This window comes from Cryobacterium sp. W22_MBD10_FK3, from assembly GCF_052113745.1.
GTDB lineage: Bacteria > Actinomycetota > Actinomycetes > Actinomycetales > Microbacteriaceae > Cryobacterium.
Window position 1 is genome coordinate 290,202 of record NZ_JBGQOH010000001.1, and the last position, 16,551, is coordinate 306,752.

General features: G+C 68.3%; 14 protein-coding genes. 2 read left to right on the forward strand and 12 right to left on the reverse strand.

Translation table 11 applies throughout. The features are described from left to right. Positions 1-49 precede the first annotated feature (49 nt). The 12 genes from ACEN2M_RS01335 to ACEN2M_RS01390 all read right to left on the reverse strand — a co-directional run bounded on the left by ACEN2M_RS01335 (position 50) and on the right by ACEN2M_RS01390 (position 13,515). Positions 50-1,588 carry a M1 family metallopeptidase gene (locus tag ACEN2M_RS01335; protein WP_441646322.1) on the reverse strand — a complete coding sequence of 513 codons (1,539 nt, stop codon included), beginning with the start codon at positions 1,586-1,588 and terminating at the stop codon, positions 50-52. A gap of 156 nt (positions 1,589-1,744) precedes the next feature. Continuing rightward, a complete protein-coding gene (gene aroB, locus ACEN2M_RS01340) occupies positions 1,745-2,842 on the reverse strand; it encodes a 3-dehydroquinate synthase (RefSeq protein ID WP_441646323.1) in 1,098 nt (365 codons plus the stop codon). After that, on the reverse strand, positions 2,839-3,465 hold the full coding sequence (locus ACEN2M_RS01345; protein WP_441646324.1) for a shikimate kinase: 627 nt from the start codon (positions 3,463-3,465) through the stop codon (positions 2,839-2,841). The genes aroB and ACEN2M_RS01345 overlap by 4 nt, the downstream gene beginning before the upstream one ends. Before the next feature lies 1 nt (position 3,466). Further along, entirely contained in the window at positions 3,467-4,675 is a 1,209-nt protein-coding gene (gene aroC, locus ACEN2M_RS01350; RefSeq protein WP_441646325.1) for a chorismate synthase, read from the reverse strand. A 5-nt stretch (positions 4,676-4,680) separates the two neighbouring features. Further along, positions 4,681-5,601, reverse strand: a complete 921-nt coding sequence (locus ACEN2M_RS01355; RefSeq protein ID WP_441646326.1) for a shikimate dehydrogenase family protein — start codon at positions 5,599-5,601, stop codon at positions 4,681-4,683. Then, positions 5,594-7,258, reverse strand: a complete 1,665-nt coding sequence (gene mltG / locus ACEN2M_RS01360) for an endolytic transglycosylase MltG (RefSeq protein ID WP_441646327.1) — start codon at positions 7,256-7,258, stop codon at positions 5,594-5,596. The genes ACEN2M_RS01355 and mltG overlap by 8 nt, the downstream gene beginning before the upstream one ends. Before the next feature lie 2 nt (positions 7,259-7,260). Then, complete coding sequence (ruvX, locus tag ACEN2M_RS01365; RefSeq protein ID WP_441646328.1) at positions 7,261-7,755, reverse strand: Holliday junction resolvase RuvX; 495 nt, start codon at positions 7,753-7,755, stop codon at positions 7,261-7,263. 3 nt (positions 7,756-7,758) lie between these two features. Continuing rightward, positions 7,759-10,413 (reverse strand): alanine--tRNA ligase, encoded by a 2,655-nt coding sequence (gene alaS, locus ACEN2M_RS01370; RefSeq protein WP_441646329.1) that lies wholly within the window; start codon positions 10,411-10,413, stop codon positions 7,759-7,761. A gap of 78 nt (positions 10,414-10,491) precedes the next feature. Continuing rightward, on the reverse strand, positions 10,492-10,713 hold the full coding sequence (locus ACEN2M_RS01375; protein WP_441646330.1) for a hypothetical protein: 222 nt from the start codon (positions 10,711-10,713) through the stop codon (positions 10,492-10,494). Between the two features lie 103 nt (positions 10,714-10,816). Next, positions 10,817-11,182: a DUF948 domain-containing protein gene (locus ACEN2M_RS01380; protein ID WP_441646331.1), complete on the reverse strand. Its 366-nt coding sequence runs from the start codon at positions 11,180-11,182 to the stop codon at positions 10,817-10,819. Positions 11,183-11,312: 130 nt separating this feature from the next. Further along, positions 11,313-11,942: a 30S ribosomal protein S4 gene (rpsD, locus tag ACEN2M_RS01385; protein ID WP_088456307.1), complete on the reverse strand. Its 630-nt coding sequence runs from the start codon at positions 11,940-11,942 to the stop codon at positions 11,313-11,315. Positions 11,943-12,177: 235 nt separating this feature from the next. Next, the gene (locus ACEN2M_RS01390) at positions 12,178-13,515 is read right to left on the reverse strand and encodes a replication-associated recombination protein A (RefSeq protein WP_441646332.1); all 1,338 of its coding nucleotides are present in this window, start codon (positions 13,513-13,515) and stop codon (positions 12,178-12,180) included. 166 nt (positions 13,516-13,681) lie between these two features. On the opposite strand from ACEN2M_RS01390, the gene ACEN2M_RS01395 reads away from it, so the two are divergent. Beyond that, the gene (locus ACEN2M_RS01395; RefSeq protein WP_441646333.1) at positions 13,682-14,488 is read left to right on the forward strand and encodes a peptidylprolyl isomerase; all 807 of its coding nucleotides are present in this window, start codon (positions 13,682-13,684) and stop codon (positions 14,486-14,488) included. A 164-nt stretch (positions 14,489-14,652) separates the two neighbouring features. After that, positions 14,653-15,885: a DUF349 domain-containing protein gene (locus ACEN2M_RS01400; protein WP_441646334.1), complete on the forward strand. Its 1,233-nt coding sequence runs from the start codon at positions 14,653-14,655 to the stop codon at positions 15,883-15,885. Positions 15,886-16,551: the final 666 nt, after the last annotated feature.

Sequence of the window (16,551 nt, forward strand, 5' to 3'; positions counted from 1 at the left end):
GGCGGGAACTGTGCAGGCACGTAACGCGGTGATCCGCGTCCGCGAACGCTCAGGGCTGCGGCATGGCCGGTCGGTCCCCTTCGCGCAGCCAGTCGTCGAAGAAGGCGTCGAGCTGCTGGCCCGAGCTCTCTTCCATGACGGCTTCGAAGTCCTCGGTGGTGGCCGTGGAATCGTGGTAACGAGTCAGCCACAGGCGGGCGCCGACGAAGAATGCGTCGTCGCCGATCTCCGCACGCAGCGCGTACAAGGCGGCCGCCCCCCTCTGGTAGACCGGACTTTCGAACAGACCGTCGCGACCCGGGTCGGCGATGTTGAGCGTCCAGCCGTTGTCCGCGTCCAGCTCTGCCACCGTGTCGGCGAACTGGTCTGCCACATCTGCAGTGCCTCGATGCTCGGCCCACAACCATTCGACATAGGTCGCCCAGCCTTCGTTCAGCCAGATGTCCTTCCAATCGGCGGGCGACACCGCGTTGCCGAACCACTGGTGCCCCAGTTCGTGCACCACTGTCGATTCGTGCGCGACCTCGGAGTACACCGGACGGGTCTGGGTCTCCAAGGCGTAGTCGACAGAGTCGTCATCGACGATCGCCCCGAACGACTCGAACGGGTACGGCCCGAATTGGTCCTCGAGGAACGTGATCATCTGGGGTTGCAGGGCGAGGGACGCCGTCGTTTCGGCAAGGTCCTCCCCCGCTACGCCATCGTCGATGGCATTGATGATCGGCAGACCGTCAGGGCCGACGTCTCGGGAAACGGCGTAGTCGCCGACGCTCGCCGTCGACAGGTAGCTGGCCATCGGGTCCGAGGCCCGCCAGGTCCAGGTGGTCCACCCTGCCCTGGTCTTGGGCTGTCCGGCCGGCAACCCGTTCGCCACCGCGGTCTTGCCGGCCGGAACCGTGAGGCGGAACGTGTATGTCGCCTTGTCCTGCGGGTCGTCGTTGACCGGATACCACGTAGCCGCGCCATCGGGCTCGTTGACCACCATCGCGCCGTCAGCAGTGGTAACCCAGCCGTAGAGGGCCCCGGTGGTGTCCAGCGGTTGCCCGGTGGCACCGCCGTACTCGATCACGATGGTCGTCGTCTGACCTGCTTTGAGCTTCGGCCGCAGCTCGACGGTGAGTTCCCAGATACGGTTCGCGTCGTCCTGCTGCTGTGTCCACTCGGCGCTATCCCTGCCGTGGGACTTCCCGTGTGCCGCGGCCTTGCCGTCCACCCGGACGGATGCGACGTCCAGGCCGCGCAGGTCGAAATTGAGGGACTGCAGGTCCTGTGTCGCGCGGAGCGTGACGGCCGCGACGCCATTGAGGCGGCCGGTGAGCATCGTGGGATCCACCGGTGGTTCATAACGGAGGGCAAGGTCGTAGTCCTGGACGTCATACCCGCCGTTGCCGGCGTAGGGAAAGTACGTGTCGCCGGATCCGGCAGCTCCGGCCGAGTAGCGCGGCCCGTCGTTCCCGGAGGAGAACTGGGTCGTCGTACTGGACGCCGTCCCGCTGGTCGCGCTGATCTCGACCGTTGCCGGCGCGACCAGGGCGAACACCGACAGCCCCGCAACCGCGGCAGTTTTGAGCTTCTGCAATGACTTCAACGGACATTCCCTTCATCGGGAGTGACGACGAACAGAGACCCGCTGAACAGGGCACCGACCTGGTCAGGTCAGATGGCGAGGAGTTCGTTGCAGGGAATCCACAACTTAGTGCTGCTTGCCGGAAACGGGAAGGCCCTCGGACGAGATCGGGACGCGCTAGGAGCCGATCTCCTGGTAGGCGGCGAACAACAGCGACGCATCCGGACCCTCGAGCACGGTGGGCTTGCCGATGTCATCGAGCACGATGAAGCGCAGCATTCCGCTGCGGGTTTTCTTGTCGCGCTGCATCGTTGCCAGCAGGGTGGGCCAGCGGCCCACCGGGTAGGTCGTCGGCAGCGTGAGCGACTCCAGGATGCGGCGATGCCGGTCCACGGCCTCGTCGGAGAGCCGGCCGCTGAGCCTGGCGAGCTCGGCGGCGAACATCATGCCCACGGCGACGGCGGCGCCGTGGCGCCAGCCGTAGCGTTCTGCGTGCTCGACGGCGTGGCCGAGGGTGTGCCCGTAGTTGAGGATCTCGCGCAGGCCCGCCTCTTTGAAGTCCGCACCGACGACGCGGGCCTTCATGGCGATCGCCAGTTCCAGCACGCGGCGGAACTCGGGGGTGGTCGGGTCGGTGACAGCGGCGACATCCGCTTCGACGATGTCGAGGATCTCCGGGATCTGGATGAATCCGGCCTTCACGATCTCGGCGAAGCCGGCGAGGATCTCGTTGCGGGGCAGGTCGGCGAGGATCTCGAGGTCGCAGATCACGGCGGCCGGCGCGTAGAAGGTGCCGACGAGGTTCTTGCCCTCGGCGGTATTGATGCCGTTCTTACCGCCGACGGCGGCGTCGACCATGCCGAGCACGCTGGTGGGAATCTGCACCAACTTGACCCCGCGCAGCCAGGTTGCGGCCACGAAGCCGGCCAGGTCGGTCACGGCGCCGCCGCCGAAGCCGATCACGGCGTCGGTGCGGGTGAAGTCGGCCTGTCCCATCACCTGCCAGCAGAACGCGGCGACCTCCACCCGCTTGGCGGGTTCGGCGTCGGGGACCTCGGCGATGAGCACCTCGTACCGATCCAGCAGGCTTTCGCGCAGGGCAACGGCGCGGGCGCCGAGGTGCGAGGTGTGCACAATGAGCACCTTCTTCACGGTGTCACCGAGCTGTTCGGCGACATCGGCGACGATGCCCCGCCCGATCAGGACCGGGTAGCTGTCGACACCGCTGACGGTGATGGTGGTGGTGCCGGTCTCTGCGGGGATGATGTCGGTCACGATTGTTTTCTAACCCATTTCACAATGTCGGCGGCGATGGCGTCGACCGGTCTGGTCGACGTGTCGAAGTGCACGCTGGCCAGCGCCTCGTACAGCGGGCGGCGCTCGTCGTAGATGCGCTGCCAGGCGTCGGGACCGTCTGCCAGCAGCGGCCGCTTGGCGTTCTTGGTGCGGTTGCGCACGGCCTCGGCGGTGGTGCTCAGCGAGATCACGGTGGTGTGCCGCAGCGCGTCGCGGGTGGCCGCGTCGAGCACGGCTCCCCCGCCGAGGGACACCACGGCCGGCTGCTGCCGCAAGGCATCAGCGACGGCGGCACGTTCCAGGTCCCTGAAGTGGCTCTCGCCGTGCTCGGCGAAGATCTCGGTGATCGGGCCGTGCTCGGAAACGATGAGGGTGTCGGTGTCCAGGAACGGCACCCGGAGGGTGCGGGCGACCCGGCGGCCGATCTTGGACTTGCCCGATGCCATCGGCCCGATGAAGACCAGGGGGTAGAGCGGCGCGTCAGCGTCCCGCGCTGTTTCCGCATTCGCCGGCGTTACCGAGTCGCCACGGCCCCGGCCCGGTGCGGGGGCTGCCGGCCAGCCGTCTGCCGGACGGGACGCCTCCGGGCTCAGGAACAGCACGCTAGATCGTGGCGTCGCTGGACGCGCCGGTTCGCAGATTGGCCGGGATGCTGGCGAGATAGGAGTCCAGGTTGCGCTTGGTTTCGCCGAGCGAGTCGCCGCCGAACTTCTCTAAGACCGAGTTGGCCAGCACGAGCGCCACCATGGCCTCGGCCACCACGCCCGCGGCCGGGACCGCACAGACGTCGGAGCGCTGGTGGTGCGCCGGTGCCGCCTCGCTGGTGGTGATGTCTACGGTACGGAGCGCTCGCGGGATGGTGGCGATGGGCTTCATGCCGGCCCGCACCCGCAGCACGGTTCCGGTACTCATGCCGCCCTCGGTGCCGCCGGCCTTGTCGCTGGCGCGCAGGATCTCATCGTCGACCTGCACGAGTTCGTCGTGCGCCTCTGAACCCCTGCGGGTGGTGGTGAGGAAGCCGTCGCCGACCTCGACGCCCTTGATCGCCTGGATGCCCATCAGAGCGGCGGCCAGCTGCGAGTCCAGCCTGCGGTCCCAGTGCACGAAGGACCCGAGGCCGGGCGGGAGGTTGTATGCGAGCACCTCGACGATGCCGCCGAGGGTGTCGCCGTCCTTGTGGGCGGCGTCGACCTCGGCGACCATAAGCGCGCTGGTGGCGGCGTCGAAGCAGCGCAGCGGATCGGCGTCGAGCGAATCGACGTCTCCGGGGCGCGGCAGCGGTGAGCCCTCTGGCACCCGGACCGGACCGATCGACAGGGTATGGCTGACCAGCTCGATGCCGAGGCCGGCGAGGAAGGCCCGGGCGACGGCGCCGAGGGCGACCCGCGCGGCCGTCTCCCGAGCGCTGGCGCGTTCGAGCACCGGGCGGGCCTCGTCGAAGTCGTACTTCTGCATCCCGACGAGGTCGGCGTGGCCGGGCCGGGGGCGCACCAGCGGTGCGCCACGGCCGCGAGCCAGCAGGGCGGGGTCAACGGGTTCGGGGCTCATCACCTCGGCCCACTTGGGCCACTCGGTGTTGCCGATCCGCAGGGCCACCGGGCCGCCGAGGGTGAGACCGTGGCGGACGCCGCCGGAGATGCTGAGTTCGTCCTGTTCGAACTTCATGCGTGCCCCACGGCCGTAGCCGAGTTTGCGGCGCGCAAGGTCGAGGCGGATCTCATCTAGGGTGACCGGGATCCCAGCGGGCAAACCCTCGACAATAGCGAGGAGTTCGGGGCCGTGGGACTCTCCGGCGGTGAGCCAACGAAGCATGGGTACTATCCTTCCACAGCGCGGCCGGGTGCCGTCCCGCCGGCGGGAGCGGGCAGGGCTGCGCGCATGGCCGCCAGCACCGCTTCCTCGTCGGGAAGCGGCAGGAACGGGTCGTTGGCCACGAAGATACGAATCTGCACCAGGGCCTGGTGCAGCAGCATGGTGAGGCCGGACCTGGCGCTGCCGCCTGCCGCGTTCCACGACGTGGCGAGGGCGGTGGGCCAGGGCGCGTACCCCACGTCGAAGAGCAAGGTCTTCGCGCGGAGGGCGGCCGGGAATTCGTGTGGCAGAGCGGCGTCGCCGGGCATGGTGCTGATCACCAGGTCGCTCACGCGGTCGGTCGCGGCGGCGGCCGTCAGGCCCGACACCGTGACGACGAGCCCGAGCTGCCGGCCGAGCTCCGCGAGCGGGTCGGCCCTGGCCACGGTGCGCGTGATGATGTCCACGGTCTCCGCACCGAGTTCGGCGGCGGCCACGAGCGCGGATGCCGCGGTGGCCCCTGCGCCCAGCAGGGTCACGTGCGCGGCCCTGTCGATGCCGACCTCGGCGAGGGCGCGAACCAGGCCGGGCACGTCGGTGTTGTATCCCACGAGCGGACGCGAAGCGGCTGGGGCGTCGATGAACCGCACCGTGTTCACCGCGCCGGTGAGAGTGGCGACGCGGTCCAGGTCGGCCAGCCGAGGTCGTATCTTGTGCTTGAGCGGCATGGTCAGCGACAGGCCCAGCCACTCCGGGCCGAGGCCGTCGAGGAAGGCGTCGAGCTCGCCCTCGCCGACCTGCACGGCCGTGTACTCCCAGTCCAGTCCGAGCACCCTGTATGCGGCGGCGTGCAGCGCCGGGGACAGCGAGTGCGCGATCGGTGAGCCGAGCACAGCCAACCGGCGACGCGGCGAGGACATGTCGAGGGCTTCAGTCGGGTCAGCCATATTCGGGGTGATCATCCATCCAGTCCAGCCACTTGGTCACGCCGGCGTCGTGCTCGTCAACCGTTGTCGAGAAAATGGTCTCACCGGTATCCAGGTTCCACGTCACGAAGAATAGCCAGGTTCCTTCCGCGGGGTGCAGGGCGGCGTCGATGGCCAAGTCACCCGGGTTGCTGATCGGTCCGACCGGCGGTCCGGGGTGCACGTAGGTGTTGTAGGGGTTGTTGGCGTCTCGTCGTTCATCGTCCGTCGTGGTGACCAGGTGGGTATTGCCCGTTCCATAGGCCACCGTCGCGTCGGACTCCAACTTTCCGCTCTCCCACTGGGCCGGGTCGAGCCGGTTGTAAAAGACCCTGGACACCTTGAAGTAATCGGGTGCGAGCCCGGCTTCCCGTTGGATGAGGGAGGCCATCACGATGGTCTTCCACCGGTCGGCGGGGGCGACTCCGGCCGCGTCGAGAGCTTCGAACTGGCGATCCACGAGGGTCTTGATTGCGTCGTGGGCGCTGGTGGCCGGTTGGAACGTGTACGTGGCCGGGAACAGGAACCCCTCAAGGCTGGTGGCCTCGGCGGGAAGCCCGAACCCGGACAGATCGGCGGCGGCCGCCTGCAGGTCGGCCAGCGGGATGTCGGTACCTTCGGCAATCGAGGACAGCACGTCGACCGCTGCGGTGCCTTCGGGGATGACGACGGTGAGTTCCTGGCGGCTTTCCGGGTTCTGCAACGCCTCGAGCGCGGCCTGCGCGCTCATCTGGGATGCCAGCAGGTAGGCGCCGGGTTGGAAGACCGGGTCGGTCGGTTGAGCCAGAAGCAGGTCGTAGAAGGCGTCGTAGCTCTTCACCACGTCCTGGTCGAGCAGTGTCGTCGCGATATCGGACCCGGTGTCACCGTTGTGGATCATGACGAGCACCTCGCCGCTGCCGGAGCCCTCGTAGTCCTCGGGGGGCTGGGTGGAGGCGATGAACTGGCTGATCGGTCCCTGCAGGGCGAGCGCCGCGGCGCCCATGAGACCCAGCACGACGAGGAGGACGACCAGGCAGCCCACGGCGCCCTTGCGGGACTTCTTCTTCTCCGTGCCCGGATGGTCGGCGAGTTGCGCGCGGCGGTTTGCCCGTGAGTTGGGGCGCCCGGCGACCGCCGGGCCACCTGGGCCGTCGGCTGACGCGGGTGCAGAATCGGGCATCGTGCCAAAGCCGAGCCCGGCAAAGGGATTCTGGTCGGCCTGGTCGGTTTCGGCGGCGGCGGCGGACGGCGCGGAAACCGGAGGCTGGGGTGCTTCGGCCCGGACGCCGGTATTCGCCACGGAACTCTCGGCAGCAGAGTCAGCCGTCGAGGGTGGGTAGGCCGAGTCGGGCGCAACCGGCGCAGACCAGTACGCCAGCGGTGCCGGAGGCTGGGCGGCCCGGGGCGCCCGTCGTGCCGCAGGGGCTTCGGCCGTGCCGGGGGCTTCGTTCGCCGCCGGCACGGCAGCCGGGTCAGCGCTCTGCTCTGCCTGGGCATCCAGTGCCGCCTGGGCATCCAGTGCCGCCTGGGCATCCAGTGCCGCCTGGGAATTCCGTGCGTCCTGGGCCTCGCGCATGGCGCGGCGAGACGGCAGCGGCGTGTCACCTGTGCTCTCCGACCAGTTCTGGTCGGGGGTTTCGGGCGGGCTATTCGCCACGGTTACGGCCTTCCGGTCGGTTCTACGGGCGCGCCGGCAGGTTTACCCGTGGCCCGTTCCGTATCAAGTGCATGCTGCAGAATAATAGTCGCGGCGACCTGATCGACAACTGGACGCTGGGTGCGGGTGCTGCGGCCGGCGGTGCGCAGGGCGGCCTGCGCCGACACCGTCGACAGCCGTTCGTCGACGAGCCGCACCGGCACCGGCACCGTTACCGCGAGGCTCCCGGCGAACGTGACGGCGTCGTCGGTGGAGGCGGTGTGCCGGCCCGACAGCGCCAGGGGTAAACCGACCACCACTTCGACGGCGTCGAGTTCGGTGACGATGGCGGCGATCCTGGCGAGGTCAGGCGGCACCGACGCGGCACCGGGCGACGCAGCGCCGCGGTCTCTGGGCACGGTCTCCACCGGGGTGGCGAGCATGCCGTGGAAATCGCTGCGCGCGACGCCGATCCGCACCGTGCCGACATCGATTCCCACCCGCACACCCGAACGCATGGGCTAGCGGGCCACGAGCGTGCGCAGGGTGCTGAGCGCCTCGGGGATCAGGTCGACCTTGGTGCCACCGCCCTGAGCCAGGTCGTCCTTGCCGCCGCCGCCGCCGCCGAGAATCCCGGCGAGCTGTTTGGCCAGCGCGCCGGCCTTCGCTCCGGCGTCGCGAGCGGCCGCGTTGGTGGCCACGATCACGACGGGCTTGTCGGCCACCGTGGCAGCGAGGGCCACGACAGCGGGGTCGTTGCCCAGGCGTTCCCTGGTGCCGGTCACCAGCATCCGCACGTCGTCGGCTGAGTTGAGCACGCCGAGGTCTTCGGCCACCACCGTCAGATCGCCGATCCTGGTGGCCTGGGCCACGAGGGCCGGCACCCGGTCGCTGAGCGCACGTGCCTCGAACGAGGCGATCTTCTTCTCGGCGGCCTTCAGGCTCTGCATGAGGTCCATGATCTTGGCCGGCAGCTGCTCACGCGGGGTCTTGAGGTTGCTGGTGAGCTGCGACACGATTGCTCGTTCGGCGGCAAGGTCACGGAAGGCCTCGAGCCCGACCAGGGATTCGACCCGGCGGTTGGTCGAACCGACCGAGGCCTCGCTCACCAGGTTGATCATGCCGATCTCGGCGCTGGAGGCGACGTGGGTGCCCGCGCAGAGTTCGCGCGACCAGGGGCCGCCGATGTCGACGACGCGCACGGTCTCGCCGTACTTCTCGCCGAACAGGGCCATCGCGCCGAGCGCCTTGGCCTCGGCCAGTGGCAGTTCGCGGGTGCTGACCTCGAGGTTGTCCCGGATGGCGTTATTGGAGATCTCTTCGATCTCACTGCGCGTCGCCGGCGACAGGGCCTGGTTCCAGGAGAAGTCCAGCCTGAAGAAGCCGGCCTTGTTGTACGACCCGGACTGGTGGGCGTTCGGGCCGAGCACCTGGCGGAGCGCCGCGTGCAGGATGTGTGTGCCGGAGTGCGCCTGACGGGCGCCGCGACGCCAGTCGGGGTCGACGACGCTGGTGGCGGGGTCGCCCACACCCACCTCGCCGGAGCTGACCTGCACCTTGTGGCTGATCAGACCCTTGACGGGCTTCTGCACGTCGAGCACCTCGAGCTCATAGCCGGGGCCCACGATGAGGCCGGCGTCGGCCTCCTGGCCGCCGGACTCGGCGTAGAGCGCGGTCTCGGCGAGGATGACCTCGGCGATGTCCCCGGCGACCGCCCGGTTGACGGAGGCGCCGTCGACGATCAGGCCCAGGATGCTGGACTCGGTCTGCAGCATGTCGTAGCCGGTGAACACGGTTTCACCGTGTGCACGGAACGCGCTGTACACCGACAGGTCGGCGAGGTGGGTCTTCTTGGCCTTCGCGTCGGCTTTGGCCATCGCGCGCTGCTTCGCCATCAGGGTGTCGAAGGCCTCACGGTTCACGCTGAGGCCGGCTTCCTCGGCCATTTCGAGGGTGATCTCGATGGGGAAACCGTAGGTGTCGTGCAGCAGGAACGCCGTGTCGCCGGGAAGTTCGGCCTTCTCGGCCTTCTTGGTCTTGGCCACGGCGAGGTCGAGCACGCTGGAGCCGCTCGCGAGGGTGCGCAGGAAGGTCTCTTCCTCGGCATACGCGGCCTGGCTGATGCGGTCGAAGTCGGTGGCGACCTCGGGGTACGCGGCGCTCATGGCGTCGCGGGAGGCCGGGAACAGTTCGGTGAACGAGGCGGCGTCGACGCCGAGCAGGCGCATCGCGCGCACGCTCCGGCGCATCAGGCGGCGCAGGATGTAGCCGCGGCCCTCGTTGGACGGCATGACACCGTCGCTCATCAGCATCAGCGAGGAGCGCACGTGGTCGGCGACGATCCGCATCCGCACGTCATCCTCGTGGTCGGCACCGTAACGGCGGCCGGAGAGGGCCGCGGCACGGTCGAGGACCGGACGCACCTGGTCGATTTCGTACATGTTCTGCACGCCCTGCTTGAGGAACGCGACGCGCTCCAGACCCATGCCGGTGTCGATGTTCTTCTTGGGCAGGTCGCCGAGGATCTGGAAGTCATTCTTGCCGGTGCCCTCGCCGCGGAGGTACTGCATGAAGACCAGGTTCCAGATCTCCACGTAGCGGTCGTCGTCGGTGGCAGGGCCGCCGTCGATGCCGAAGGCAGGTCCACGGTCGAAGAAGATCTCGCTGCACGGGCCGGCCGGCCCCGGCTGGCCGGTCGACCAGTAGTTGGTGTCCATGCCGAGGCGCTGGATGCGGTGCTCCGGCAGCCCCAGGGCGCGCCAGTACCCGAACGCCTCGTCGTCGTTCTCGTACACCGTGACCCAGAGGTCCTTCTCGGCAAAGCCGTAGCCGCCGTCGGCCTCGCTGCTGGTGAGCAGCTCCCAGGCGTAACTGATCGCCTGTTCCTTGAAGTAGTCGCCGAAGGAGAAGTTACCGCTCATCTGGAAGAAGGTGCCGTGCCGCGGCGTCTTGCCTACCTCTTCGATGTCGTTGGTGCGGATGCACTTCTGCACGCTCGTGGCCCGCGGGAACGGGGCGGGCACCAGCCCGGTGAGGTAGGGCACGAACGGCACCATTCCGGCGACGGTGAAGAGGAGGGAGGGGTCGTCGCTGACGAGCGACGCCGACGGGACAACGGTGTGTCCCCGGTCGGCGAAGAAGTCGAGCCAGCGCCCGCGGATGTCGGCAGTCTGCATGGGGTCCGTACTGTTACTGGGATCGGAAATACGATCGGGAAGGTTCTGGTGGGAAGTGGCGCGGGTGAGCGCAGGAGGTTAGGGCTTGGACAGCTCTTCGATGGTCTCTTCTGCCTCGCCGAGGGCGGCGTGCAGTTCGGCCTCGCGCTTGCGGTAGCCCTCGGAGATGGCTTCGCCGAACTCACGGGTCTTGGCGTCGAGGTCGGTGAAGAACCGCTTGCCCTGCTGGGTCTTGTTCACCTCGTGGGCGGCAACGAATCCGATTCCGACGCCGACGAGTAACCAGATGACGTTCTTCATGGCATGTTCTCCCTGAGTTTGTGGAATGGGTGGCTCCCGGCCGGGGAACCCGCTGGTGAAGCGGGCACCAGGCGCTGGCAGTCTGCTTTCCAGCGTAGTGGACTTACTTCGTGCTGCGACGGGGCTTGGTGGCCCTGAAGGCCGCCCGCACCCCCGCGGAGAATCCCGCGAGCTTGATCAGCGGACCACCCACGGTGGCCGCGAAGAGGGCGACCATGGCCGACACGTTTCCGGTGACCTCCGCCACATTCGTGGTGATCGTGTCGATCGTGGCCAGCTGCTGATTGGTCTGCGCGACGGTGCTCGTGGTCTCCTCGAGCAACGGGGTGACGTTCTGACTGAGATCACGGATGGCGAGGGTCGTCTCGTCGAACACCCGGCCCAGCTTGATCAGGGGGATGGCGAGGAACGCCACCAGAATTGCGAAGACGCCAGCGGCAATCAGCCCGGCGATATCTCCACCAGTCATTCGGCACCATCCATTTCACATCGGCTCAGCAGGGTCCAGAGACAAGTTAGAACGCAAAAGGGCGGATCACCTAGGTGATCCGCCCTCAAGCGTAGTTCAGTTCCGGAGCGGCAGGCCGCGCCGGAGGCGACTAGCGTGCTGCGTAGTACTCGACGACGAGCTGAACTTCACAGGTCACGGGGATCTCGATGCGCTTCGGGGCGCGAACGAGACGGGCCTGCAGCTTGTCGAGTTCGACCTCGAGGTACGGCGGGAGCTTGGGCAGCAGGTCGACGTGACCGCCGGCCGCGGCAACCTGGAAGGGCTCGGTGCCCTCGCTCTTGGCCTTGACGTGGATGAGCTGACCCGGCTTCACGCGGAAGGAGGGACGGTCGACCAGCTGGCCGTCGACCAGGATGTGACGGTGCACAACCATCTGACGGGCCTGGGCGGTGGTGCGGGCGATGGCGGAGCGCACGAGGAGGGCGTCGAGACGGGTCTCGAGGATCTCAACGAGGTTCTCACCGGTCAGGCCCTGGCGGCGACGCGCTTCTTCGAAGGCGATCTTGAGCTGGGCTTCGCGGATGCCGTACTGGGCGCGTAAGCGCTGCTTTTCGCGCAGACGCACGGCGTAGTCCGAATCGGTCTTGCGCTTGGTGCGGCCGTGCTCGCCCGGAGCGTAGGGACGCTTCTCGAGGTACTTGGCGGCCTTCGGGGTCAGGGCGATGCCCAGGGCCCGCGAGAGGCGGGTCTTACTGCGGGTACGTGACTTGGTAGACACAGTGTCCTTTCGGATGGAACTGGAAGGTGGATACCAGGGCGACCGGGCGAGCCCGTTGGGGCAAGCCGAAGCGTCATGGGAGTTCAGAGGGGTGGGTGCCACGGGCCGCCCGGCTACAGGGCGAATCCACTCCAACTCAGGTTCAGGACGCAGCCGCATGCCGAAACCAGTTGTAGGCGAGGTCAAGGCTAACACACGCCAGGGCCGGTCGCCCCTGATTCAGGGGCAGGCGCGCCTACTCGCCGTGCACGATCTTGCGCAGCTTCGCCAGTCGGGCCGACACATCCCGTTCGTTGCCGTGCTCGGTCGGTCGGTAGTACCGGGTGCTCCGCAGCTCGTCGGGCAGGTAGTCCTGGGCCAGCACGCCCAGAGCGTCATCGTGCGGGTAGCGGTAGCCCTTGCCGTGGCCGAGGCGTTTGGCTCCGGGGTAGTGCGCGTCGCGCAGGTGCTTGGGCACCCGGCCGGTGTTGCCGTTGCGCACGTCCGCGATCGCGGCATCCAACGCCATGTACGCGGCGTTGGACTTGGGCGCGCAAGCCAGGTGCACCACCGCCTGGGCAAGCGGGATCCGTCCCTCCGGCATGCCGATGTACTGCACGGCGTCCGCGGCGGCGATCGCGATCACGAGGGACTGCGGGTCGGCCATGCCGATGTCTTCGGAGGCCAACACGATGATGCGGCGGCAGATGAAGCGCGGGTCCTCCCCGGCCTCGATCATCCGCGCCAGGTAATGCAGGGAGGCGTCCACGTCGGAGCCGCGCACCGACTTGATGAAGGCGCTGATCACGTCGTAGTGCTCGTCGCCGTTCCTGTCGTAGCGCAGCAGTGCCCGGTCGACCGCCAGCGAGACGATCTCCGTGGTGATGACGGGGCGCTCGCCGTCGGCGACCTCGGTGGTAGCGGCGGACACGGATGCGGCCTCCAGGGCCGTGAGCGCCCGGCGGGCATCGCCGGACGCGAGCCGGATGATGGCGCCACGTGCCTCGGGATCCAGCACGAACCGATCGGCGAGTCCGCGCAGGTCGGTGACGGCGCGGTCCACGACGATTCCGAGGTCGTCGTCGCTGAGCGTCTCCAGGGTGAGCAGCAGCGACCGCGACAGCAGCGGTGAGATCACCGAGAACGACGGGTTCTCTGTCGTGGCGGCCACGAGGATGATGATGCCGTTCTCCACACCTGGCAGCAGGGCGTCCTGCTGCGCCTTGCTGAACCGGTGGATCTCATCCAGGAACAGCACGGTGGACAGCCCGTAGAGGTCGCGACTGGTGCGGGCTTCTTCCATCACCTGACGCACGTCTCGAACGCCGGCCGAGACGGCGGACAGCTCGACGAACCGGCGCCCTGAGCTGTGCGCAATGGTCTGGGCCAGCGTGGTCTTGCCGGTTCCAGGCGGGCCCCACAGGATGACCGAGACCGAGCCCTGCTCCCCCGTCTTGTCGTTGGCCAGGCTCACCAGCGGTGACCCCGGGGTCAGCAGGTGGCGCTGGCCGGCGACCTCGGCCAGGCTCTTGGGGCGCATGCGCACCGCAAGCGGCGTCGCACCGGTACGGAGGCCTGGTTGGGCAGAAGACATGGCTCCAGCGTAGTTTGTGCCGCCGACAGCACAGCCCGCCGGAGTCGGCGTCGCCCGGCGCCAGATTTTCGCCGCCCCCCCCGGCAGTGCGTAGAGTGCACAGTGACCCGGGCCGTGTTGCCCGGCCAGCCCGATTCCCGCCGCAGGCGGCACCTGGAGGATTCCCGTGGCACCGAGCAACAAGCAGGAACGCGAAACCCGAGAAGCACGTGGTCGCGTTCGCTCCTATCAGGCCCGCAAGGCCGTGAACGAGCACCAGGTGAAGCGCCGGGTGCGCGACAACATCCTGGCCGGCAGTGTTCTCGTGGTGGTTCTCGTTGTGCTCGTCGGCGCCCAGCTGTTCTACTTCGGCGGCGGCCCCGGCACTCCGGCGCCCAGCGCCTCCGGCACGGCGACGCCGGCCGCCGAGCCGGTGACCCCGACCCCCGGAGCGAACGCGGGCGACGTTCCCTCGAGCGATCTGGCCGAGGGACGCACCTGGACCGGCACGCTCACCCTCAACGACATTGACCTCGGCGTCTCCCTCGACGGCGCCCTCGCCCCGCAGGCGGTTTCCTCGACCGTCCGCCTGGCCGCTTCCGGTTTCTACGATGACGTCGCCTGCCATCGGCTCACCACGCTCGAGGACTTCTCGGTGCTGCAGTGCGGCGACCCCAACGGCGACGGCTCCGGCGGACCCAACTATTACTACGGTCCGGTCGAGAACGCTCCGGCGGACAACGTCTACCCGGCCGGCACCATCGCCATGGCCAGGTCCAGCGATCCGTACAGCATGGGCAGCCAGTTCTTCATCGTCTACGAGGACACACCCATTGACGCGAGCGCGGACGGTTCCGGTTACACGGTCATCGGCACCGTGACCAGCGGTCTGGACCAGCTCATCAGCGGCATCGCCGCTGCCGGCGTAGCGGACGGCACGGAGGACGGCGCCCCCGTCGTACCGACCACCATCACCGGATTCTCGCTGCAGTAGAAACAGTTCCGCGGTAACAGTTCGGTCGTTTCCGCTGAACGATGGGCAGGCTTGCAATAGGCTTGTGCGCGTATTGGCTTGTGTCAGTACTGGCTCGTTCAGGGATTCACCCGCTGCAGTGCTCCATCGCACGGGGAATCAACCAAATCATTAAGGTGAGGCTCTTGACTACGACAGATCAGCAACCATGGGGTCGCGTAGACGAAACCGGCACGGTTTACGTGCGCGAGGCAGACGGCGAACGTGCCGTCGGCCAGTATCCCGACGCGACTCCGGAGGAGGCTCTCGCCTACTTCGAACGCAAGTACGTGGAGTTGAACGGGCAGGTCACCCTGCTCGAACAGCGCGCGAAGGGAGGAGCGCCGGCTGCGGATATCGCCAAGTCGGTCGCGAACCTGACCAAGTCCGTTGCCACGGCCAACGCCGTCGGCAACCTCGCCGCTCTCGCTGAACGCCTCGGCGCGCTCGGCGGCACCGTCACCGAACTCACCGAGCAGCAGGGTGTCGAGGCCAAGGCCGCCGGCGCTGCGGCCCTCGCGGAGCGTGCCGCCATCGTCGAAGAGGCCGAGCGCCTCGCCGCCGAAGACCCGGCCAAGACCCAGTGGAAGCAGACCAGCGCAGCGCTGGACGCCCTGTTCGCCAAGTGGCAGGCACATCAGCACGACGCCCCGCGCATCCCCAAGGGTGAGGCGAACGAGCTGTGGAAGCGATTCCGCGCCGCCCGCACCACCATCGAGCAGAACCGCAAGGCGTTCTTCGCCGAGCTCGACAGCGCCCACAAGGACGTGCGCAACCGCAAGCAGCAGCTCATCGAGAAGGCCGAGGCGCTTGCCCCCCAGGGTGCCGACGGCATCCCGGCGTACCGAAACCTGCTCGAGGACTGGAAGGCCGCCGGCCGCTCCGGCAAGAAGCAGGACGACGCCATGTGGGCCAAGTTCAAGGCCGCCGGCGACGTGCTCTACTCGGTGAAGAGCGAGATCGACGCGCAGGACAACGAAGAATTCGCCGGCAACCTGGTGGTCAAGCTCGAACTGCTCACCGAGGCCGAAGCACTGCTCACCGAAACCGACCGGGTCAAGGCCCGCGAGGTGCTCAGCTCGGTTCAGCGCCGCTGGGACGCCGCGGGCAAGGTGCCCCGCGACCAGGTCAAGCCGGTCGAGGAACGCATGCGCAAGGTCGAAGCCGCCGTGCGGAAGCTCGACGACGACCACTGGAAGCGCAACAACCCCGAGACCAAGGCTCGCGCCGAGGGCCTCGCCGGTCAGCTGCACGACGCGATCGCCAAGCTCGAGGCTGAACTCGCCGCCGCCGAGGAGACCAAGGACTCGCGGAAGATCAAGGACGCCACCGAGGCGCTTGAGACCCGCAAGGCCTGGTTGAAGGCCATCGGCCAGTAACACCGGCCCTCTGCCTACCCACACCCGACCGGGATCGGGAATCTGTCCACAGATTCCAGGTCCCGGTTCTGTGTGTCCGGCACGATCCGCAGGCTGGGGCGATGACGCCGCTCCTCCCCGCTGCCCTCACCTCAGCCGATCTGCCGCTGACCGAACTGCACTGCGCCCGGCTCGACGGTGAGGTGTTCGAGGTGGCCGGCGCCTGGTGCCCCGTGGATGCGCACGACGGGCCGGAGACCCGGGCCGCGGCGCTCGTGTCCATCTCGCCCCGCCACGCCGTGGCCGAGCGGATGACCGCGGCCTGGGTGTACGGCCTGACCGCCGAGCCCAACCGGCACCAGTTCTGCGTCGACGTGTCCGCGCGCACCCGGAAGCCGCTGGGCTCTTCCATCGAGCTCCGCGAGGTGCGACTCGGCGTCCAGGACGCCCGAGCGCTGGGGCCGCAGTTGATCACCACTGCCCTGCGCACCGCGATCGACCTCGCCCGCTGGGGACGGTCTCCGGGCTGCCCAGCCGACACCGCGCTACTGGCGGCCCTGCTGGCGTACGACGGTATCGACGGGAGACCCGACGACGCTCTTTACCGGCACGACCCTCTCGCCGTGCACCGGGGAATCTCGTTCAGTCGCGTGGCCGTCGCGCAGTTGACCGAGGCTCTCCGTCTGG